Source organism: Streptomyces sp. MZ04 (assembly GCF_004684775.1).
Classification (GTDB): domain Bacteria; phylum Actinomycetota; class Actinomycetes; order Streptomycetales; family Streptomycetaceae; genus Streptomyces.
On sequence record NZ_SRIC01000002.1, the window covers coordinates 1 to 21,347 of the forward strand.

Annotated in this window: 20 protein-coding genes and 1 pseudogene; 9 read left to right on the forward strand and 12 right to left on the reverse strand. The window is 71.2% G+C overall.

All coding sequences use genetic code 11. From position 1 onward, the window contains the following. Window positions 1–466: NAD(P)H-binding protein (locus E2651_RS00655; RefSeq protein WP_135328963.1), on the reverse strand; the 466-nt coding region annotated here is incomplete at its 3' end. Window positions 467–652: 186 nt separating this feature from the next. Between E2651_RS00655 and E2651_RS00660 the strand changes: the two genes are divergently transcribed. Continuing rightward, on the forward strand, window positions 653–1,606 hold the full coding sequence (locus tag E2651_RS00660) for an RNA polymerase sigma-70 factor (protein ID WP_135328964.1): 954 nt from the start codon (window positions 653–655) through the stop codon (window positions 1,604–1,606). A 44-nt stretch (window positions 1,607–1,650) separates the two neighbouring features. Here the strand turns inward: E2651_RS00660 and E2651_RS00665 are convergent, their stop codons facing one another. Further along, window positions 1,651–1,947 carry a hypothetical protein gene (locus E2651_RS00665; RefSeq protein ID WP_135328965.1) on the reverse strand — a complete coding sequence of 99 codons (297 nt, stop codon included), beginning with the start codon at window positions 1,945–1,947 and terminating at the stop codon, window positions 1,651–1,653. A gap of 176 nt (window positions 1,948–2,123) precedes the next feature. Continuing rightward, window positions 2,124–2,555 carry a PPOX class F420-dependent oxidoreductase gene (locus E2651_RS00670; protein ID WP_135328966.1) on the reverse strand — a complete coding sequence of 144 codons (432 nt, stop codon included), beginning with the start codon at window positions 2,553–2,555 and terminating at the stop codon, window positions 2,124–2,126. Window positions 2,556–2,769: 214 nt separating this feature from the next. On the opposite strand from E2651_RS00670, the gene E2651_RS00675 reads away from it, so the two are divergent. Both E2651_RS00675 and E2651_RS00680 read left to right on the forward strand, forming a co-directional pair. Continuing rightward, the gene (locus E2651_RS00675; RefSeq protein WP_135328967.1) at window positions 2,770–3,366 is read left to right on the forward strand and encodes a DUF4352 domain-containing protein; all 597 of its coding nucleotides are present in this window, start codon (window positions 2,770–2,772) and stop codon (window positions 3,364–3,366) included. A 240-nt stretch (window positions 3,367–3,606) separates the two neighbouring features. After that, window positions 3,607–5,697, forward strand: coding sequence for a SpoIIE family protein phosphatase (locus tag E2651_RS00680; RefSeq protein WP_135328968.1), 2,091 nt, complete (start codon window positions 3,607–3,609; stop codon window positions 5,695–5,697). Between the two features lie 254 nt (window positions 5,698–5,951). Here E2651_RS00680 and E2651_RS00685 read toward each other — a convergent pair whose 3' ends face one another. Both E2651_RS00685 and E2651_RS00690 read right to left on the reverse strand, forming a co-directional pair. Further along, on the reverse strand, window positions 5,952–8,237 hold the full coding sequence (locus E2651_RS00685) for a LuxR C-terminal-related transcriptional regulator (protein ID WP_135328969.1): 2,286 nt from the start codon (window positions 8,235–8,237) through the stop codon (window positions 5,952–5,954). A 150-nt stretch (window positions 8,238–8,387) separates the two neighbouring features. After that, a complete protein-coding gene (locus E2651_RS00690) occupies window positions 8,388–8,960 on the reverse strand; it encodes a winged helix-turn-helix domain-containing protein (RefSeq protein WP_135328970.1) in 573 nt (190 codons plus the stop codon). 61 nt (window positions 8,961–9,021) lie between these two features. Here E2651_RS00690 and def point away from each other — a divergent pair, with 61 nt between their 5' ends. After that, a complete protein-coding gene (gene def, locus E2651_RS00695) occupies window positions 9,022–9,684 on the forward strand; it encodes a peptide deformylase (RefSeq protein ID WP_135328971.1) in 663 nt (220 codons plus the stop codon). Window positions 9,685–10,000: 316 nt separating this feature from the next. On the opposite strand, the gene ligA is transcribed toward def, so the two are convergent. Beyond that, window positions 10,001–12,070, reverse strand: a complete 2,070-nt coding sequence (gene ligA, locus E2651_RS00700; RefSeq protein ID WP_167828635.1) for an NAD-dependent DNA ligase LigA — start codon at window positions 12,068–12,070, stop codon at window positions 10,001–10,003. Between the two features lie 94 nt (window positions 12,071–12,164). Between ligA and E2651_RS00705 the strand changes: the two genes are divergently transcribed. Beyond that, a complete protein-coding gene (locus tag E2651_RS00705) occupies window positions 12,165–13,598 on the forward strand; it encodes a polysaccharide lyase 6 family protein (RefSeq protein ID WP_135328973.1) in 1,434 nt (477 codons plus the stop codon). Window positions 13,599–13,627: 29 nt separating this feature from the next. On the opposite strand, the gene E2651_RS43570 is transcribed toward E2651_RS00705, so the two are convergent. After that, window positions 13,628–13,765, reverse strand: a complete 138-nt coding sequence (locus E2651_RS43570) for a hypothetical protein (protein ID WP_167828636.1) — start codon at window positions 13,763–13,765, stop codon at window positions 13,628–13,630. Window positions 13,766–14,085: 320 nt separating this feature from the next. On the opposite strand from E2651_RS43570, the gene E2651_RS00710 reads away from it, so the two are divergent. Continuing rightward, window positions 14,086–14,571, forward strand: a complete 486-nt coding sequence (locus E2651_RS00710) for a GNAT family N-acetyltransferase (protein WP_135328974.1) — start codon at window positions 14,086–14,088, stop codon at window positions 14,569–14,571. Window positions 14,572–14,773: 202 nt separating this feature from the next. Here E2651_RS00710 and E2651_RS46065 read toward each other — a convergent pair. Next, window positions 14,774–14,998: pseudogene (locus tag E2651_RS46065) on the reverse strand (SMI1/KNR4 family protein); the annotation flags it as partial. Window positions 14,999–15,087: 89 nt separating this feature from the next. On the opposite strand from E2651_RS46065, the gene E2651_RS00720 reads away from it, so the two are divergent. Then, window positions 15,088–15,492, forward strand: coding sequence for a Rid family hydrolase (locus E2651_RS00720; RefSeq protein WP_135328975.1), 405 nt, complete (start codon window positions 15,088–15,090; stop codon window positions 15,490–15,492). A gap of 26 nt (window positions 15,493–15,518) precedes the next feature. Here E2651_RS00720 and E2651_RS44935 read toward each other — a convergent pair whose 3' ends face one another. The 3 genes from E2651_RS44935 to E2651_RS44945 form a co-directional block, all read right to left on the reverse strand. Then, a complete protein-coding gene (locus E2651_RS44935; protein WP_245238468.1) occupies window positions 15,519–15,959 on the reverse strand; it encodes a winged helix-turn-helix domain-containing protein in 441 nt (146 codons plus the stop codon). Window positions 15,960–16,633: 674 nt separating this feature from the next. Then, the gene (locus E2651_RS44940) at window positions 16,634–17,485 is read right to left on the reverse strand and encodes a helix-turn-helix domain-containing protein (protein ID WP_245238469.1); all 852 of its coding nucleotides are present in this window, start codon (window positions 17,483–17,485) and stop codon (window positions 16,634–16,636) included. After that, the gene (locus E2651_RS44945; RefSeq protein WP_245238470.1) at window positions 17,482–18,171 is read right to left on the reverse strand and encodes a hypothetical protein; all 690 of its coding nucleotides are present in this window, start codon (window positions 18,169–18,171) and stop codon (window positions 17,482–17,484) included. Before E2651_RS44945 ends, E2651_RS44940 begins: the two co-directional genes overlap by 4 nt. Window positions 18,172–18,362: 191 nt before the next feature. On the opposite strand from E2651_RS44945, the gene E2651_RS00735 reads away from it, so the two are divergent. Continuing rightward, window positions 18,363–19,229, forward strand: coding sequence for an LLM class flavin-dependent oxidoreductase (locus E2651_RS00735; RefSeq protein WP_135328976.1), 867 nt, complete (start codon window positions 18,363–18,365; stop codon window positions 19,227–19,229). Between the two features lie 34 nt (window positions 19,230–19,263). Here E2651_RS00735 and E2651_RS00740 read toward each other — a convergent pair whose 3' ends face one another. Beyond that, window positions 19,264–19,803, reverse strand: a complete 540-nt coding sequence (locus E2651_RS00740; protein WP_135328977.1) for a CGNR zinc finger domain-containing protein — start codon at window positions 19,801–19,803, stop codon at window positions 19,264–19,266. Window positions 19,804–19,951: 148 nt separating this feature from the next. Between E2651_RS00740 and E2651_RS00745 the strand changes: the two genes are divergently transcribed. Then, on the forward strand, window positions 19,952–21,211 hold the full coding sequence (locus E2651_RS00745) for an MFS transporter (RefSeq protein ID WP_245238482.1): 1,260 nt from the start codon (window positions 19,952–19,954) through the stop codon (window positions 21,209–21,211). Window positions 21,212–21,347: the final 136 nt, after the last annotated feature.

Sequence of the window (21,347 nt, forward strand, 5' to 3'; positions counted from 1 at the left end):
GGGCCGGGATGTAGGCGACGTCGCCCTGCTGCCAGTCCAGGAGCTGACCGACGAATTCATGGAACTGCGCGGCCCGCAGGATGAGAGCGGGCAGCGGGCCGGACAGGTTGGCCTCCTCGTGCGCCTGCTGGGCGGCGACGAATCCGGCGGTGGCCTTGTCGGTGCCGATGATGGACACGGCGACGATCCGGCCGACTCCCGCATGCCGACCGGCCTCGTGCAGGTTGCGGGTGGCGGTGCGGAAGAACTCCGTGGCCGCTTCCTGGTCGGAGGCGTGCCATGACGCGACGTCGATGATGATGTCGGCCCCGGTGAGCGCCTCGGCCAGGCCCTCACCGGTGATGATGTCCACGCCGGTGGCACGGGACATCGGAACGACATGGTGCCCCCGTTCCGCGAGGACGTCCACGACGTGGTGTCCCAGCCGCCCGGTTGCTCCTGCCACTGCGAACTTACGGGTGCTCATGTTCCCTGCCATTCTTGGGTGTTGGGGGTGTTCGCCCCTTCCTGACGAACACGAGACGTCGGCGCCCGAGTGCCTGTAACAGTCGTGGTCGTGTGACATGGGCCACCGATCGGGCGTGTTACAGAACCGCGGGGACCGGCGTCCAGTGCGTGGAGCAGGACTGGGAACGAACAGGCAGGAGCGGGTATGAGCGAGCGCATCGAACAAACCACGGGCACGGCCGAGCCGCTTGATCGTGCCGACCGGGTGGAGTCGGTGGACTCCGCCACCGAGGTGTTCGTCGCCCACCGCAATCTGCTGTTCACCGTCGCCTACGAGATGCTCGGTTCGGCCGCCGACGCCGAAGACGTCCTGCAGGAGACCTGGCTGCGATGGGTGGGCGTCGATCCGGCAACCGTGCGGGAGCAACGTGCCTACCTGGTGCGGATCGTCACCCGCCAGGCACTGGACCGGATGCGTGCGCTCGGCCGGCGCAAGGAGTCCTATGTCGGGCCGTGGCTCCCGGAGCCGTTGCTGACCGTGCCGGACGTGGCCGAGGACGTCGAACTGGCCGACAGCATCTCGATGGCGATGCTGCTGGTGCTCGAGACGCTGGCGCCGGTCGAACGGGCGGTTTTCGTGCTGCGCGAGGTGTTCGATCTCGAGTACGACGAGATCGCCGAAGCCGTGGGCAGGAGCCCGGCCGCTGTTCGCCAACTCGCCTATCGGGCGCGGGCGCACGTCGCCGCGCGCCGACCACGTGGCAGCGTCTCCCCGGCCCAGACGCGAGCAGCGCTCCAGGCCTTCCAACGAGCGGTCGAAACAGGCGAGTTGCAGAGCCTGCTCGACGTCCTCGCGCCGGACGTCGTCGCCCTGAGCGACGGCGGCGGAGTCAGACATGCGCTGCTGCGGCCCATCGTGGGCGCGGACAAGGTCGCCGGCCTGCTGGCGGGCGGCTGGTGGAAGCGCGACGCCGACAGGTCGGTAGAGCCGGTTCAGATCAACGGTGGCCCGGGGCTGCTCGTCAGGGTGAACGGGCAGGTCGACGGCGTGGTGGCGGTGCGCGTCGAGAACGGATTCGTCACCGGGGCCTACCACGTCCGCAACCCCGAGAAGCTGTCGCGCGTGGCGCGGGAGACCGTCGTCAGCCGCCGAGTTTGATCTTCAACGGAAGATTCCCAAGACGTTCAGCACAAGGGCCGGTCTCAGCTGAGCAGGGTCGAGGAGCCCGCGGTGAGCCAGCGGCGGACCGCGAGGGCGACCGTGTCGTCGAGGGTGCTGAGCGCGTCGATGGCCTTGGTGTCATCGGGGTGCGGAGGGATCCCGGCCGCGGTGAGCGTGGCGTGGAGATTGAGCCGGTGCCGGTCACGGGTGGTCAGGGCGGGCCGGGACTGCGGGGCCATGTCCAGGCGCTGGGTCGGGTCGGGCGGAGGCAGCAGGAAGTCGGCCTCGGCGTCCCAGTTCACGGTCGGCAGGATGGCGTCGGTGCTGGGTGCGGTCATGGCGGCTTCCTCACGTCGGCGGGCAGTGCGTGTGCCGGTGAGGAGGCGGTGGGGCAGTGGTCCGGTTGCAGCTGTGCCGCCGAGCCACCCGAACGCCGTAACGGTGACGCGGAGTTGGCTGACGGAGCGGCCCGCACTGCCGGCCGCTCCGTAGGTGTCCACTGGCCGGCCGGTTGTCAGCGGAGGTCGGCGCCGTACACCTTGTCGACCGTCATCGTGATCAGCACTCTGCGGTCGGACACCATGACGGCGCGGTACTCGTCCCAGTCCGGGTGCTCGCCGGCGGCGTCGCGGTAGTAGTCCACCAGCGCCTGGACCTCGGGGCCGTCGGGGTCGGTGCCCGGCCCGGTGAGGGTGACCGTGCCCTCGGCGGTGGCCCAGGCCCGGCCGTCCGGACTGGTCACTTCCAGGGTGGCGCGGGGATCCCGGCGAAGGTTGGCGATCTTGGCGGTGCCCTGTGTGGTCGACACGCGGATGACGCCGGCGGCGCGGTCGTACGACGGCATGATCGGAGAGAGCTGGGGGCGGCCGTCGGACTTGATGGTCGCGAGCACGCCGAGGTTGCTCTGGGCGAACAGTGCGTGCGGGTCAAAAGGTGTCTCTGTCATGTCGGCCCAACTTACCGTCGGGGGCCGTGTATTCCGGCGTGCGCGGGGCCGGTGGGCGGCGCGGATGTGGCTCACGCCGCACGGGCGGTCGACCGGTGCGCACGGGGGAGTGGGCGTGCCGCTCGCCGGGCGGTTGGCGAACGCGGGGGAAGGGAGGATCGTGGTGAGTACTGAGAACTCGGGGAGCCGATCTTTTCGCACCCGAGGAGGACCGATGCGTCGCGTATCCGCAGCGTTGCTGGGGGCGTGCGCTCTCATCGCGGCCGGTGGTGCGAGCGTCCAGCTGGCAGCTGCTCCGGCAGTCGCGGCGCCTGCCGCCGCCGTCACGGATCACTGGCCGACGGCGGCTCCTTCCCCGCCGGAGCCGGAGCCGGAGCCCGGCATCGGTGCGACGCTGTCCCTGGAGGGGAACACCCGCGGTGAGCGGCTCGACGTCACCGTTCTGAAGGTCGTCGACCCGGCACACACCGCGAACCAGATCTTCGCCCCCGAGCCAGGCAACCGCTACGTCGCCGTCCAGTTCCAGCTCAAGAACACGGGCGACGCACCGTACAAGGACAGCCCGGGCAACGGAGCCGTGCTGGTCGACGCGGACGGCCAGCACTTCGACTCCGCCCTGTTCGCCAAGACCACCGCCGGGCCCTCCTTCCCCGGATCCGTCTCGATCTCGCCCGGCGACACCGCCCGTGGGGTCATCACTTTCGAGCTGCCGGACTCCGCCAAGCCCGTGCAGGTCCAGTTCGCCATGAACAGCGGGTTCTCCGACGACGTCGGCGAGTGGACCCTGCTACCGCCGGTACGGGCCGGATAGGCGCGCCGGCAGCGCCCCCGCACGCCGCGTGACACCGAGTGCCATAGGGATGCCCTCTCCCCGGTCGGGGCATGAGTGGACCACGGGGTCGAGCCGAGTGACCGACGCACCGAATGGTCTCGCCGAGCCGATCGGGGGGACGATGGAAGCGGTCCGATCCGCCCGAAGCGCCGCTCGCCGGGACGGGGCCAAGGCGTCGGAGCCCGTCCGCGGCCGGGCACGGGGAAGGGAGAACCTGCCATGAACGCGTCTGACGCCTTCAAAGCCAGGCCCTGGCCCGACCCGCTCGCCCCGTCCGCCCCGGGCGGCCTCCTCGACCTGCTGGGCGTGGCCGCCGTGGTGCTCGACGCCAAGGGGCGGATCAGCCTGTGGAGCCCGCAGGCCGAGACACTGTTCGGCTGGAGCGCCGAGGACGCGCTCGGCCAGTACGCGGCCACGCTCCTGGTCGCCGAGGAGCACACCGATCTCGCCCTGGACCTGTTCTCCAAGGTCATGAGCGACGGCGGGAGCTGGGCAGGGGTCTTTCCCGTCCGCCACCGGGACGGGTCCACACGCCTCGTGGAGTTCCGCAACATGCGGCTGCTCGATCAGGACGGCTACGGCTACGCGCTGGGGATCGCCGCCGAGGAATCCGTCGTACGAGGGGTCGAGCGGCACTTGGCGCTGTCCGGGAAGCTGGTGACGCAGTCACCGACCGGCGTGGCGGTGGTGGACACCGACCTGCGGTACGTACTGGTCAACCCGGCGCTCGAGACGATCATCGGCCGTCCCGCCCAGTGGTGCCTGGGCCGCAGCGCCGTCGACGCCCTGCCTTTCGGTGAACGCGGGGCCATTGAGGGCGCGCTGCGTCAGGTCCTGGACAGCGGCACTCCGCTGCTCGACCGCTCCGTCACCGAGCGTGCGCACGTAGGTGTGGAGGGGCGCCGGGCGTGGCGGGTGTCGTACTTCCGGCTCGAGGACTCCGTCGGTCAGGTCATCGGCGTCACCATGACGGTCATCGACGTCACCGAGCAGTACCGCGCGGATCTGCACAGCACACAGGCCCGCAAGCGCCTGGCCCTGATCGCGCAGGCATCGGCGCGCATCGGCACCACGCTCGACCTGGACCAGACCGCCCGCGAACTCGCCGACACCGTGGTCCCCGATCTCGCGGACATCGCCGCGGTCGACGTCCTGGACTCGGCCCTGGCCCCGCAACCCCCGCAGCGCATCGCCACCACCGCTCCCGCCCTCTTCCGCGCGCTGGCCGTCAAGGCCGCCTACGCCACCCGCGCCGCCGACGCCGCGGACCCGCCGGGCGAGATCACCCGCTACGAGTCCGACCGCCTGGTCACCCGCTGCGTCACCACCGGACGCACCGTCCACGTCGCCCACGTCCGCCCCGATCACCTGCGGCACATCGCCCGCGACGACCAGGCCGCCGCGGTCCTCGCCCGCGCCGGCATCCACTCCTACCTGGCCGTGCCGCTCATCGCCCGCGGCGAGGTCCTCGGCGCGCTGGACCTCAAACGTGCCCGCAACCCGCTGCCCTTCAACGCCGACGACATCCTGCTCGCCGAGGAACTCGCCGCCCGCGCGGCCGTCTGCATCGACAACGCCCGCCTGTACCGCACTCAACTCCAGGCCGTCACCACCCTGCAGCGCCACCTGCTGCCCGAGACCCCGCCCGACCCGCCGGGTCTGCGCGTGGCCTGCCGCTACCGGCCCGCCGGATCCGCCGGCCACGCGGGCGGCGACTGGTTCGACGTCATTCCCCTCGCCGGTGATGCCACGGCGCTGGTCGTGGGTGATGTCATGGGATCCGGCCTGACCGCAGCCGCGACGATGGGCCAACTCCGCACCGCCACCCGCACCTTGGCCCGCCTCGGCCTCGACCCCGCCGAGATCCTGCACCACCTGGACCTGCTCACCCGCGAACTCGACGAGACGATCGCCACCTGCGTCTACGCCCTCTGCGAGCCAGGCGCACAGCAGTGCCGCATCGCCCTGGCCGGCCACCTGCCGCCCGCAGTCCACCGCGCGGGAAGCCCGCCAGCCCTCCTCGACCTGCCCACCGGCGCCCCGTTGGGCGCCGCCGAGGGCGTGGACTTCGCCACCACCCGCATCGACCTGCTGCCCGGCACCCGCCTGGTGCTGTACACCGACGGCCTGGTGGAGACCCGCACCGAAGCCCTCGACGCGCGCATGAACGCCGTCCTGGACCTCCTCTCGGGCCCTCGACTGCCCCTGGAGGCCACCTGCGACCACCTCCTCGCCACGCTCCCCGACGCCGACAGCCGCGACGACGTCGCCCTGCTCATCGCCGAAGCGCTGGGCGACGGCCTGTCCTGAGACCCAGACATGATGCGGCTGCCCCGCCGACGAGGGCAGCCGCACCCTCCCGCGCCGCCGAGGGGGAGTGGCGGCACAGGCGTGTCCGTGGCGCGACAGCCATGAGGGCCCGTCCCGTGCCAGGGCGGCAGACACAGTGTCCGGCCGTTGCGCCGTCCTGGAATCGGCATGCGGGCAAGATGCGTATGCGTAGGTGATGCGCGGGGCCGTGCGGGAGGCGTAGGTACGTCGTGCGGCGGGGTGAGGGGGCGTCGTCAGCGCCGCAGCGCCGCCGCGATCTCCGTACGCGAGGTGACGTGGAGCTTGGTGAGGATGTGCTCGACGTGGGTGTCCGCCGTCCGCTTGGAGATGACAAGGCGTTCGGCGACCTCGCGGTTCGAAAGACCCTGCGCCACGAGTGCGGCGACCTCCCGCTCGCGCGGGGTGAGTTCGCTGATCCCGCCGCCGTTCCGTGCTCCGGGCACACGCCCCGTCGGCGGCACATCAGTGTCGGACCGCACGGCCTCCAGGATCGCCGTCCCCGACATCCGCGCGCCGACTCCGTGCCAGCGTTCGAACTCCGCGCCGCCCAGGGCGATCCGCACGGACTTCTGCACCGCCTCCTGCTCCTCGAGCAGGGACGGCAGCATCGCGACCGGATCGCCGCTCAGCCGCCGCGCGCTTTCGGCGTACCCCAACAGCCAGGCCGCCCGCGCGTTCCGCTCCTCGGCGGCCGCGTGCCAGGCGAGGCCCAGGCAGCACAGCGCGGCGACGAGCACGTCCCCGATCTCGCTGACGGCGTCCAGGGCCTGGCGCAGCGGCGCGGCGCTCTGCTCGTGCTGTCCGGCGAGCCACAGAATGAGGCCCTGCGTCATCAGTGTGGACCCGTAGAACTGGAGCTCACCGGTGCCTTCCAGGTGCTCCAGACCGGCCGAGCAGAACTCCAGGGCGCCGTCGATGTCACCGAATACGGCGAGCAGCAGGGCACCTTCGTAGTGGACGACGCTCATGCCCAGCGCATCGCCCGCCGCTTCGATCCGCCGGCGCCCCTCGCGCACCGCGGCGAGCCCTTCCTCCACCTCGCCGCACAACGCCCGCATCGCCCCGATGTACGGCGCGGTGAACATCGCCACGCGCTCGTGACCGCACCGCAGGGCCACTTCCCGCGCCTCCTGGAACCGCTCGGGCGCCACGGCCAGATCGCCGGTCCACACCGCGAACACCCCGGTCATGAACAGCCCCCAGGCCCGTTCCGCGCAGTCCTCGGGCACCAGGGCGAGCCCCTTGTCGATCCAGTACCGCCCCTCGGACAGCCGTCCGGCCGCCCGCCAGTAGGGGCCGAGCTGGGTGGCCAGCCACAGCCCCTGGGCCGCCCGCTCCGTGCCGGCGTCCGCGTACGCGTACTGCAGGGCCGTCTGGATGTCGGCGATCTCGGCCCGCACGGCCTGGTGGAGGCGCGTCTGGTCGGAGGAGATGAGCCCGTCCCAGAACTGCTGCCCCAGCTCCTGGCAGTACGCGAAGTGCTGTTCGCCCATCAGTGCGGCACCGCCTGCGCGGGCGAGCTGCTCGCAGCCGTAGGCACGGATCGAGTCGAGCAGCCGGTAGCGGGACCCGTCATCGGCGATGCGCTGTACGACCGACTTGTCGACGAGACCGATCAGCGCCTCCAGCACGTCCGGGAGCGGGAGTTCACCGCCCGCGCACACCTGCTCCACCACCGAGAGGTCGAAGGAACCCGCGAACACGGACAGCCTCGACCACAGCAGCCGCTCCTTGGGCGTGCACAGGTCGTGCGACCAGCCGATCGCCGTACTCAGCGTCTGATGGCGGGCGATCGAGGTGCGCCGCCCCCCGGTCAGCACCCCGAAACGGGTCTCGAGCCGCACGACCAGCTCCCGCAGCGGCACGGCCCGCAGCCGGACGGCGGCGAGCTCAAGGGCCAGCGGGATGCCGTCAAGACGGTCGACGAGCATCCTCAACTGCGCCTGGTTCGCGTCGCTGACCGAGAAGCGGGGCGTGATGGCGGCGGCGCGCTGCACGAAGAGGTCCAGCGCGTCGTCGGGCGCGAGCGGCGAGATCGGCAGGCAGCGTTCACCGGGCACGTCGAGCGGCTGGCGGCTGGTGGCAAGCACGCATACGTCCGCGGTCTCCCGCAGCAGGAGGTCGCAGAGCATCGCGCACGCGTCGAGCAGGTGCTCACATGTGTCCAGGACGATCAGAAGGCGGCGTCCCTGCAGATGGGCGACGACCGCGTCGAGCGTGCTCATGCCGGACTGCTCGGGCAGTTCGAGCACCGCGGCGAGCGTGTCCGGGACCAGTTCGGCGTCGGCCAGCGCGGAGAGCTCCACCAGCCACACTCCGTCGGGGAACCGCTCCCCGAGAGCTCCGGCCCCGCGCAGCGCGGTGCGGCTCTTGCCCACGCCGCCGGGCCCCACGAGCGTGACGAGCCGAGCCTCGTCGAACGCGTCGCGCACCAGGGCGAGTTCAGTGGTGCGCCCGACGAAACTGGTCGGCTCGACGGGGAGTTGCCCGCCGCGCCGCTGCCCAAAGCCGAATCCCATTGGCATCCCCGTGACCATCGACTGCCGTCCGCGCTTCGGCCGGTGTGGCACAGCGTAAGCACGCCACTACAGACTTTAACGGCGCATGAGGGGGCGTCTCCAGGGCGCAGTGCGCTGTCCGGGAGAGTCGTGGCCGTGTCCTACGGCTTCTCAGTCGTGGTTCGCCTCGTCCATCGGATGGGGGAGCAGGGGGAACAACCAGGTGATGACGGCCACCGGGTGGGCGCCTTCGGGCCGGGCCAGGGGGCGTTGCTCCCGGTCCTGGTAGGGGGCGAGCGCGCGTCGGACGACGTCCGCGACCCGGCTCATCTCCTCGGGTGTCAGGTAGGCGACGGCGCTGAAGGCCTCGTCGTGGCGCCATCCGGACGGGGCCTGGTCACGTTGGGCGAGCCATCGATTCCAGCTCTCGTTCTCGAGGCCACGGGCCAAGTCGCTGAACTCGTCGGTGGGGGCAGCGGATTCGGGGGTGTGCCGCCGCAGCCGCCAGGGCCGCGCCCGGCCCCCGCTGTGCGGAGCCTCTTCGACATGTCCGTGGCGTGCGAGCTGCCGCAGGTGGAAGGAGCAGAGCCCGGAGCTGTGGCCGAGCCGGGCCGCGGCTTCGGTCGCCGTGACGGTGCCGACTTCCGCGAGCAGGTTCAGCAGGGCGGTGCGGACCTCGTGCTCGCGCAGTCCGTCGCCGGAACGGGTGGGGTGGGACGGGGTGTTGAGGTCTTCTTCGGTCACTTTGCAAAGTCTGCTACTTTGCAAAGAACAGGGCAAGGGCATGGCAAGAAGGGGAGGCAACATGCCTGTTGGTCACGAGCGGTCCCGTCCCATCGACCGGAGGGTGCGTGTTCAGGGGCACCCGGTCGACTCCCATCCGGCTCTGCCGCCGGAGGTGCGACGGGGCTCGGTGCGCCGGGTCACGGTGGTCGGCGAGGACGTCCTGAGCCGCCCGTGCCGGGACGTGACCGAGTTCGGCTCCGCCGACCTTTCGGCGCTGATCGACGACATGTTCCGGACGATGCATGTGGCCGACGGTGCCGGCCTCGCCGCCAATCAAGTCGGTGTCGACCTGCGGCTGTTCGTGTACGACTGCCCGGACGACAACGGGATTCGGCACGTCGGTCACATCGTCAATCCGGTCCTTGACCTGCCCGATCCCGGCAGTCGCCGACTCATCGACGACGACGAGGGCTGCCTGTCCGTGCCGGGCGCGACCAAGAAGGTCGCCCGCACCGACCGTGCCGTGGCCCGGGGCTTCGACAAGGACGGCAACCCGCTCGTCATCGAAGGGACGGGCTACTTCGCCCGCTGCCTCCAGCACGAGGCCGACCACCTCGTCGGCCACACCTATCTCGACCGGCTCCCCAAGCGCGACCGCAAGGACGCCCTGCGGCAGATGGAAGACCGCCGCGAAGCTGTCTTCGCCCGACGCGCCGTCAAGTCGGCCCAGTTGGGACGTTGAGTCACCCGCCGGGTGAATCCGAACGGCGATCCGTAGAGTCTCCGGGCAACGGTCCACATGCTGCGTCGTGGGTGTTGCCGGGCGACAGAAAAAGCCCCGGGTCCCTGTGGGAGCCCGGGGCTTGTCGCGAGCGCTGGGCAGGCCTTGCACCTGCATTTCCCCGCAGGAAGCGGGGCGTCTTTCCTTGGACGACCAACGCGAGGCCCGGTGCCGGGAGTTCCGGCTGCGGGCTCAAGATCAACTATAGCGCAGGCCGCACCCCTCCCCGTCCACCCGTTCGCACAGCGCGGGCCTACCCTTCTCCCGCTCGCGGCGATCAGGCCAACAGCCCTGCCACCAGCTCGGCGAACTCATCCGGTGTGGCCAGGCGTATGTCGAGGGACTCGGCCTTGGCGCGCTTGGATCCGGCGCCTTCTCCCGCCACGACGAGGCTGGTGCGCTTGGAGACGCTGGAGGACGACTTGCCGCCGGCGCGCTCGATCAGTTCGTTCATCTGGTTACGGCTGAGCCGCTCCAAGGGGCCGGTCATGGCGCCGGTGACCACCACGGTCATGCCCTCCAGAGGACCCGCCTGCGCGGCGGGCTCGCTCTGGCCGTCGGGGGAGGGGGCCGTGGCACCGGGCTCGGTCATGTTCACCCCGGCAGCGGCGAGTTTGTCGATGACCGGGGCGAGCGCCTCCAGCTCGGCGACGATGACCGGGGCCTTCTCGCCGCCGATGCCCTCCACCCGCTGCATCGCCTCCGCGTCGGCGGACCGGATGTGGTCCATGGTGGCGAAATGCCGGGCGATGCGGCGGGACATGGAGCGGCCGGTGCCGCGCACGCCCAGCGCGCACAGCACCCGGGACAGCGGCTGGGCCTTGGCCGCCTCGATCGCGGCCAGGAGACTGTCGGTGCTGGTCTCGCCCATCCGCTCCAGTTCAAGGAGCTGTTCGCGGGTGAGGGCGAACAGGTCGGCGACATCGGCGACCAGGCCCGCCTCGACGAGCTGGATGACGCGGCTGGCGCCCAGGCCCTCGATGTCGAGCTGGTCGCGGCCTGCGGCGTACGACAGCGAAGCGACCAGGTGGCAGTCACGGCCCCGTTCGCACCGCCAGCGCAGCTCGCCGGCGTCGATCCCGGAACCGCACTGCGGGCACGCCTCGGGAAAGACGATCGGCTGTTCGTCGCCGGTGCGCAGATGGGCGACGGGGGCTTCGACGCGGGGAATGATGTCGCCCGCCTTGTAGACCATGACGTGATCGCCCAGGCGCAGATCGCGCCGGGTGATGTCGGACGGGTTGTGCAGCGTGGCGTAGGTGACGGTGGAGCCGTCGATGTCGACCGGCTCGAGGACGGCGCGCGGGGCGATGATGCCGGTGCGGCCCACGTTCCACTCCACCCCGACCAGCTTGGTGATCTTCTCCACGGCGGGCAGCTTGAAGGCGATCGCCCAGCGCGGGGCCCGGCTGCCGGATCCGGCGGCCCGCTGGTCGTCGGCGAGGTCGGCCTTGACGACGATCCCGTCGATGCCGAAGGGCAGTTCGGCCCGCAGCGCGGCGATCTCCTCCACCCGGCGCAGCACGTCCTCGACGGCTGTGAGCGTGACGCCGGGAACCGGCGTGCCGGCCGGGGTGTGCAGGCCGAGGTCGGCGGCGTACCGCATGAGATCGCCGTGGGCCGGCGCAGCCAGCTGCTCGGCGGCGTCGGACGGGGTGCCCGGCAGCGGCAGCAGGCCGTAGGCGAAGAACGTCATCGGCACCGTGTACGCACGGTCCTTGGCGCGCAGGGTGCCGGCCGCGGCATTGCGCGGGTTGGCGAACGGGGCGCCGCCGTGCGCGGTGCGCACGGTGTTGGCGTGCTCGAACTGGCCCGTGGTCATCAGGACTTCACCGCGAACCTCCACGGTCACGGGTTCGGTGAGCCTGTCGGGCAGGCCCTCGATGGTGCCTATCGCGTGCGACACGTCCTCCCCGGCCATGCCGTCCCCACGGGTCACCAGGCGGGTGAGGCGGCCGTCGGTGTAGCGGGCGGCGATGGCCAGGCCGTCCAGCTTGGGCTGGACGTTCCACTGGGCCACCTCGCGGCCGATCCGGCGGGCCACGGAGGCCGTCCAGGTGGTGAACTCCTCGGGCGTGAAGACGTTGTCCAGGCTGAGCATGGCCACGGTGTGCGGGACATCGCCCTGAACGGCACCGCCCGCGACCTTCCCGGTCGGCGAGTGGGGCAGCACCTGCTCGGGATGCTCGGCCTCGAACGCGGCGATCGACCGCACCAGACGGTCGTAGGCGTCGTCGTCCAACACCGAGGTGCCGCCCACGTAGTAGGCGGCCGCGGCCTTGGAAGCGTCCTCGACCGCCTGGGCGTAGGCGGCGGCATCGGCAGACACAGGGGCTTTCGTCGTCATGTGGACCATCGTGCCTGGCACCACTGACAATCGAGTCCGGCCGCACGGCCGACGACTTCCAGAACTCCGTACGCCCCCATACACAGGAGTCACCATGCAGCGACGTACATTCCTCACCGGCACCCTGCTGGGCACGGCATTAGCCGCAGTGCCGCCGCACACCTCGAGCTCGGCCGGCGCTGCTCCGGCCGCCGCTCCGGTCGGTTCCCTGGCAGACCTGCAGAAGGCGATCGACCGGGCGGTACCCGGCGATCAGATCGTCCTGGCCGACGGCACGTACACCGTTCCGTCGGGCGGCGCCATCAGAGTGTCGGGCAAGCACGGCACCGGTGACGCACCGATCACCGTCGTCGCGCAGTCCCGCGGCGGCGTGGTGCTGCGGGGCGAGCGCGGCTTCGTCTTCAGCGACGCGAGCAACATCACCGTCCGGGACTTCGCCTTCCGCCAGAGCACCACGCTGGAGATCCCGGCGAGCTGTACGCGCATCCGCCTGACCCGCAACGACTTCGGATTCACCGACGCCGGCGCCGGGTTCGACTGGGTCGTCGTCCGGGGTGACGACGTGAAGATCGACCGGAACCGCTTCCACGACAAGAAGACCGAGGGCATCTTCCTCGTGGTCGACGGCCCCGGCCCGACCGCCATGGCGCAGCGGCTGAACGTCTTCAAGAACCACTTCGCCGACCACAGCTTCGCCGGCGCCAACGGCGGCGAGCCGATCCGCCTCGGCGTCAGCGGACGGGCGCTGTCCAGCGCCGACGCCGTCGTCGAGTACAACCTGTTCGAGCGATGCGACGGCGACCCCGAGGCCATCTCGGTGAAGTCCTCGGACAACACGATCCGGTACAACACCGTGCGCAACAGCCGCGGCGGCATCGTGCTGCGCCACGGCAACCACTCCACGGTGGAGGGCAACTATCTGATCGACGGCGCCAACGGGGTGCGCGTCTACGGCAACGACCATCTGGTCGTCAACAACTACCTCGGCAACCTGTCGGACCGCGCCCTGGTGATCGGCAGCGGAACCACCCGCGATCACCACCCCGGTGAGACGACCGAGGAGCGGCGGGGCAACGACGCCTGCGACCGCGCGGTGATCGTGCACAACACCCTGTACGGCAACGCGGGGACGCTGTCGGGCGAGAGCAGGGACTACGAGCCCCAGAAGGTGGTCATCGCCGACAACCTCCTGGTCGGCGACACCGGCAGCCTGGTCGCGATGGGAAGGACCACCGGTTTCACCTGGCAGAGCAACATCCTTTGGGGCGCGGCGTCCGACGGCAACGTCCCCTCCGGCGGCTACCGCCGGATCGACCCCCTGCTGCGCAAGGAGCCCGACGGCGTCCACCGGCTGGCGGCGGGCAGTCCGGCGATCGGCGCGGCGACGCTGGGGACGCCGTCCGTGGCCGACGACATCGACGGCCACCCGCGCGGCAGCAGCCGGGACATCGGCGCCGACGAGTACGCGACCGCGGCGCCGCTCCGCCGTCCACTGACGGCGGCCGACGTGGGCCCGAACGCGTCCTGAGCGACTACTGGTGACGACGCCGACGTGGACTACCGGCCGTCCGCGGCGGGCCCGACGGGCGTGCGCCCGCGCTCGCGGCACGCCGCGCGGAACTCCAGGCACACCCACACGGCCACGGCTGCGACCGTGAGCAGGACAGTGACGCCGACGACAAATGGGATGATCACGCGGTGAGCCTATTTCGGCGTACCGCATGACCGACCGATCGACCGATCGACCGATCGACCGATCGACCGATCGACCGATCGACCGACCGCCCGGCCGCGACAAGACTCGCTTCGAAGGGTTTCGGTTAGGTAAGAGCACTTGTGGTCAATTGCGGTACGCGGCATCACCTGGACCGCCACCGGCCCGTCCTGCCCTCCCGCCGAGGAGGCCGGGGCGGCCTCCTCGCTGGTGCCGATCTACGACGAGCTGCCGGCCCAATGGAAAGAGCAGCGCAAGTGCATCCCGGTGTCGCCATGCCGAGCCGTGACATCGTGGCGCCATGACCATCGACGTACGCCCGGCTTCGGTCTTCGAGGACGTCCGTAGTGTGATCGGCCCGAAGTCGCCGCAGGCCAACGTCTGCTGGTGCCTGAGCCATCGGATCCCCTCCAAGCTCAACAACGAGCTCCGGGGTCCGGACCGCGGCGAGTACGTCGCCGGGCTGTGCCGTGCGGACCCGCCTCCCGGCGTGCTCGCCTACGACGGTGACCAGCCGGTCGGCTGGGCCGCCGTGGCACCGCGCTCGGAGACCGCCTTCGCGCACAGCCGCAAGATTCCGCACGTCGACGACCTGCCGGTGTGGTCGCTGTGGTGCATCCGTGTACGCCCCGGTCACCGGAAGCAGGGCATCTCGCACGCCCTGATCGCCGGCGCGGTCGAATTCGCCCGCGAGCGTGGCGCACGCGCCGGATTCGCCCACGCCGCCGATACGACCTCGGTGCTTGCCGGTCACCCCCGGGTCCTGATGCGGCTCGACCTGCGCTAGTACCAGTCGTCTCCCTCATCCGCGAGAGACCGGCTGAGGTAGTCCCGCAGGTCCCGGGCGACCCAGCGGCGGCTGTCGTCCTCGTGTTCCCACACGAAAATGTCGTCTCGCGCGGGCCTCCGGACGAAGGCGAACTGATCACCCCCCCGTTGTCACCAAAGAAGAGCAGCGCGTCGAACGGCATGTACAGGTCGGCGAACGAACTGTCCGACCAGAAGCGGAGGTTGTCCTCGACGATCCGCTCCAGGGGCCAGACCGTCTCCACCCCGTAGGGACCCACGATGCCGTCGGTCTCCCGCAACAGGCTCACGAGCGCGGGCGGCAAGGCGCATCCCAGCCGTTGCTCCCCGACGGCCACCCGGGTCGCGTCCACCGGCGTACCGAACTCGGCCTCAGGGAATGCGTGGCCCGCGTCTTCTCTCCACATGCCGTCAGCCTAGGCAGGTCCGACAGGAGATGACTGTCGTGGCCGGACCGGTGCGGAATGGGCACGCGCGCGTGGGCGTTCGATGAGGCATGACGATCGATCAGCGCACCATCACCAACCCCGCGACTCTCCACGACCCGACACCGTTCGGCTACGGCCACGCCGCCTCGGCGCCCGGCGAACTCGTCTTCATCGGCGGCCAGTACGCCTCCGACGCCACCGGCGCACCCGTGCCCGGGGACTTCGCCGCTCAGGTGGACCTGGCCTTCGAGCGGCTGCGCCTGGTCCTTGAGGGGGTCGGTCTTGGATACGGGCACGTGGTCCGCCTCGGCACCTTCATCGTCGACCACGACCTCGACAAGCTGGAGACCCTCGGCAAGGCGCTGCACGCCCGCTTCGGTGACCGGCTGCCGGCCCAGACGCTGAGTGGTGTCGCCTCTCTCGCGCTGCCGGGAATGCTGTTCGAGGTGGATGCGGTGGCGGTACGGCCGTAGCGGCTCACTCCGCGGCAGTTTGACACTCAGGCACCGAGCAGCTCCGCGCCCAACTGCGTGAGTATGTGCCGGACTTGCTGGCGCTCCCGCACGCTGGCCACCAGGCCGGCCCGGCGGAGTACCGCCGCGTGCTCACTGGCCGATGACAGCGACACCCCGGCGTGCTCCGCCAACTCCGTTGTGGTGTGCGGCTCTTGGAGCGTCTGCAGCACCGCGGCGCGGGTGTGCCCCAGCAGGGGCGCCAACCTGGAGTCGGCTGGGGCCGCGTGCGGCAGAGTCGGGTGGGCCGGGTAGACAAGGACGGGCAGCAACCGGTCGTCCAGGAGGGCGACCGGCGTACGGCGACAGAAGTACGACGGGACGAGCAGCAGTCCCCGCCCGCCCAAGTGCACCTCCCTGTCGACCGGGTAGTGGGCGGACAGCACCGAGGGCTCCCAACGCAGCATGGGCGCGAAGGTGTGCAGCATCGCCTCGGTCCCGGCGCGGCACTGCACCCCGGTGCGGTGCTGTCGGTCGGCCTCGATGCGGGTGGAGATGTCTCGCCACCTTGGGGCCGAGGACGCTCGAGTGATATTGGCGCAGGGCCCGGCCCAGCAGGCGCAGGGTGTCGGCCTCGCCGTCGGCGAGGGAACGTGTCCATGAGGGCAGCGTGTTGTCCCGTGCCAGCAGGGAGAGTTCGGCGCGCAGCCGCTGCTTCGGAGTGGACAGCACGGCGTCGATCCCGCTGTCGAGGCCGACCGACGCCGCTGCCGGCGTGAGGAAATCCGGAAAGTAGCCGCGAGAGGGCATCAGCGGGGCCAGCACGCGCAGCATCGTCCGCCGGGCTTCCGGACATTCCCGTACCGCGGTGCCGGCCTGCGCGCTCCTTCCTCCTTCCTGGAGTTGATGCATGCTCAGGACGACTTCCCACAACGGGTCGGGCCCATCGGCCACCCTGGTCCGCGACAGATCTCCCTCAGTGAAGTGCATGCGCAGCACGGCATCCCCCGATAGTCCGCTACGGCGTCAGTGCGGGTCCACCGGCCTTGGTCAGGGGCCGGCGGTGCCCGGTGCAGGATCAGTCATGACCACGCTAGAAGCCACCGCACGCTGCGGCCAATGTGCACGGTGCCCAACTATGGGCGCTTGTTGTGCACGCTGCTCACCGGGCCCGCGCCGCGGTGATGTCCAGGGCGTGGACGACGTCGTGGGTGCCGGTGCCGGTGGTCAGCAGATCGAGGCCGAGGGCGCCCTCGGCGGAACGCAGGTGGGCCCGGACCGTGTTGCGGCTGATGCCCATGCGGCGAGCGGCCTGCTGGGCGTCGGTGTTGGCGTCGATCCACACCTGAAGCGTGCGGCGATGCCGGTCGTGAAGGGGGCGCAGGATCGTCTGGGCCCAAGCGGCGGCGGGCTCGTTGCTCAGCAAGTCGGGCAGGGCGGGGGGTAGTTGGTGGTCGTCGGGTTCGGGGCCCGCGGATGAGTGGTCCAGGGCGAGGGCCAGGTGGAGGGCGGCGCGCGAGCGGACGTCGGCAAGGTCGTGTCCCAGGGCGCGTTCGGCACGCCGGAGGTGCGCGGCGACGGTATTGCGGCTGAGGCCTAGGAGACGGGCCACCCCGGACCGGGGCATGCTCACGACCAGGCGGGTGATGTCGGCACTGGCCTTCGGGACCGAGTCAAGCGGCCGCAGAAACGCGCGGGCCCAGGCGAGTGCGGGCTGATCGGGAAGGACGCCCGCCAGCGGCGTTTGACCGTGGTAGTAGGCCACGCGGCCGGGAGTGGTCCGGGCGGCGGCCAGCGCGTGGACGGCCTGGCTGTAGGCCGCGGCCGTGGCGCCGAGGGGCTGCGCGCCGCTGACCCCGAGCGCATAGCGAGGATCGTCGCGTACGAGCAGGCGCAGCGTCTCAGCGAGCCCGCGCCCCGGCCCGCCGGAGCCGCCGGAGCCGCCGGAGTCCCCGGAGTCCCCGGAGTCCCCGGAGCCGCCGGGCGTGCCGTCGTCGGCGATGAGACAGATCAAGTGCTCCTTGAATACGGGGCAGTGCACTGCCAGATCCGGACCGTGGTAGCCGGCCGGATCCTGGTGGGCCCGAGCGATCCGGTCCCGGTCGGCCGGCGGGCAGTGCAGCAGGTGCACGTCAGCTGCTCGGCGTCCAGCAGCGGCGGAACGCCACCGGTCGTCATCCGGCGGGCCAGCAGCGGGCCCCCCGCCAACAACCCGTGCAGCACGGCGAACCGCAACTGCCGTGCCTTGTCGTGGTAGACCCGCCACGCCCGGTCACCGGCTTCGGCGCGGCGCAGCAGAGCGAGCAGATGGCCTGCGTGCGAGGTCAGTGCGACGGTCTCCGGAGTCGGCGCCGACCGCCCGGCCACCACCAGTACCGGACGCGGCTCGTGCGCCCCGAGGGCTTCGCAGCGCACATGCAGCCCTTCGGCCTCGGTCGCGGCCGCGGCCAACTGCCCACCGGACAAGCGCGCGAGCAGCCCGGCGAGGGGTTCCCAAACCGCCCGCGGAAATCCCGCCGTGGACGACTCCACCGTCCTCGCGTCGTCCGCGACCACCGCGACATGGACGCCGGTCTGCTGGTGCAGCCAGTCGAGAATCCTGCATACGTCGGTCCCGGCCTCGCCTGAGGACTGACGCCTCACCTCACGCAGCAGCCCGCCAAGCCGGCCGTCCTGCCCCTTCTCTTCCGCGTCCCCCACGACTCTGTCCCTCTTCCGACATCCCGTCTTCTGCGCGCGATACCCAACTCTCCGCGCGCGATACTCAACGACCCGGCCGCCCACGGGCTACGCGCCCGCCACAACCGCCCGCGGAGTCCGCTCCCAGCGTCTCACCGGGCCGGTGGGGCAGGGGAGTTGCCGCTCCCGGTGCCGTGCAGCAGGATGCGGGGATGCGCTTCTCGGTCAACATCCCGAACTTCGGTGACTTCGCCGACCCCAGGACCGTGGCGAAGGTGGCCGCGGCGGCGGAACAAGCCGGGTGGGACGGGCTGTTCGTCTGGGATCACGTGCTGCACCGCAAGCACGCGGGCCTGCCCTTCGGGGACCCTTGGATGCTGCTGACCGCCGCGGCGTTGGCGACCTCCCGGATCAGGCTGGGCACGCTGGTCACCCCGGTCGCCCGGCGCCGCCCGCAACAACTCGCCCGCCAGGTGGCGACCCTGGACGCGGTGAGCGGCGGCCGGGTCACCTTCGCCGCGGGTCTTGGCGGGCCCGTCGAGGACGAGTACGAGAGTTTCGGTGACGCCGCGGACCCGAAGGTGCTGGCCGGGCGACTGGACGAGGGACTCGACCTGCTGCAGCGGTACTGGTCGGGTGAGCCGGTGAACCACGACGGACAGCACTACCGGGTACGGGACGTGACCTTGCTGCCCGCCACAGTGCAACGCCCTCGGCCGCCGGTCTGGGTCGCCGGCTTCTGGCCGAACCGCCCGCCGATGCGCCGGGCCGCCCGCTGGGACGGCGCGGTCCCGCTGTTCACCGATGCCAGACACGGCCACGTGCCGCCCATCGATCAGGTCCGCGACCTGGTGGCATACGTACGCAAGCAGCGCGAGGACCGCTCCGGCACTCCCTTCGAGATCGTCCTCGGAGGTGCCACGCCGGGCGGCGACGCCGCCAAGACCCGCGACCTGCTCGGCCCGTTGGCCGATGCGGGAGCCACGTGGTGGGACGAGCGGCAGATCCAGACCAGCGAAGCACTCCACCAGCTCGCACCGGTGCTGCGCCGCATCGAGCAGGGCCCGCCGGTGTTGTGACCGCGATGCGCCCCCTGCGTACGATACGGCCCGGCTATGTCGCCTGCCGCTGCCGGGACGCGTAGGACCGGGTCTTGTTGCGGTTGCCGCACACCTTCATCGAGCACCAGCGGCGGCTGCGGTTCTTCGACACGTCCCAGAACGCCCAGCCGCAGGTGTGCTCCGCGCAGCGCTTGAGCCGGACGGCGTCCCCGGTCGTGACCAGCTCACTCCATGCGATCGCCAGCGCGGCCAACGGCCCGCGCTCCGTGGGCAGTTCCCCCATGGGGATCAGAAAACCGCGTGCCGTGACCCGTACGGGGTGTCGGGCCAGCACCTGGTCCGCCGCGGCCAGCAGGTGCGGGTCGGGGGTGTCGCCGACATGGCGGCCCAACTCCTCGCGGATGCCCGCGCGCAGGTCCAGATAGCTGGCGTGGACGTCGGCGGGGATGTCGCCGGGCGCGTCGAGCAGGCCGCAGCCCGTCAGCCACTGGGCAAGACCGGCCGGGGTGGCGATCTCGTCGCTCGCCTCTTCCACGTCGACGGTGTTGGCGAATGCCTCCACCAGGACGGCTGAGGCCGGTGGCTCCAGCATGGGGCGTCTCCTCCCGCAGGTTCCCGCCATTCTACCGCCTAAGCGTTTTACCGGTTGCGTGATGACCGGGAGATGCGCCACAGTGGCCTAACTGGCTAAAGCATTAGACGGTTAGTGGAGGGTCATGGTCACGGCGGTGCCCGAGCGGATGGAGACCGGCAACAACGTCGGCGGTGCGACGCCGGGGGATGGCCCTCCGACAGACACCGGCCGGCGCAACACCGCTGTCCTGGTCGGCTTCACCGCCGCGACCAACCTCGCCGACGGCGTGATGAAGATGGCCCTGCCCCTGCTCGCGGCCCGGCTCACCGGCTCTCCCGCCCAGGTCACCGCCGTCTCGATGACCCTCACGCTGCCCTGGCTGCTCGTCGCCCTGCACATCGGCGTGCTCGTCGACCGCTTCGACCGGCGGCGGCTGCTCTGGGGCGCGAACGGGATGCGGCTCGCGGCGATGGGCTGGCTGACCGTCGCCGCCGCGACCGGAGGCATCACGCTCGTCCAGCTCTTCACGGCCGGGGTGATCCTCGGCGTCGCCGACGTGCTCGCATCGACCTCCGCCGCCGCGCTGGTCCCGGCCGCGGTGCCGGCGGCGGGGCGGGAGCGCGCCAACGCCTGGATGGTGGGGGCCGAGACCGTGGGGCAGGAGTTCGCCGGGCCCTTCGTCGGCGGGCTGCTGCTGGCCGCGGGGACCGGCCTCGCGCTGGGGCTGATCGGCGCCTCGTACGCGCTCGCCGCCCTCGCTCTGCTCCTGCTGGTGGGCCGGTTCCGGGCCGACCGGCCCGCCGCGGACACCGCCCCCGTCTCGGTCAACAGCCGTATCGCCGAGGGACTGAGCTTCCTCTGGCGCGACCCGGTGCTGCGCACGCTGTCGCTGGTCGTCGCCGTGCTCGCCGCCGTCTGGGGCGCCTGGCTTGCGCTGATGCCGCTCTATGCCAAGCAGGCCATGGATCTGGGGCCGCAGCAGTACGGCATTGTCCTCAGCGCCCTGGGGATCGGCGGGGTGGCCGGCACGGTGGCCGTGACCTGGGTGAACCGGCTCCTCGGCGCTCGCTGGGCGATGTTCGCCGACCTGATCGGCACCACCGCGATGGTGGCGCTGCCCGCTCTGACCACCAACATCTGGGCAGTGGCGGCGGGTGCCTTCCTCGGCGGCATGGGCGGCACGCTCTGGACGGTCAACGCCCGGACCATCACCCAGCGCATGATCCCCGACGCGATGCTCGGCCGCTACGGCGCGGCGGCCCGGCTCTTCAGCTTCGGCGCCATGCCACTGGGCGCGGCCCTGGTGGGCCTGCTGGCCGAACTGGGCGGCATGCGGCTCGCCTTCGGGGTGTTCGCCGTGGCCACAGCGGCGACGCCGGTGCTGTTCCTCAGGAACGTCACCCGGCAGGCCCTGGCGTCCCGATAGCACCGCGCCGCCTCGGGGCCCGACGCTCGGCCGAGCCGGAGGGGACGGGAAACCAATGCCCGGCGGTTCTTCGCCCGCACACGTTCAGCTTCCCGACCCCACCTGGTAAGCGCTGGGCCCACCACCTCGTACAACC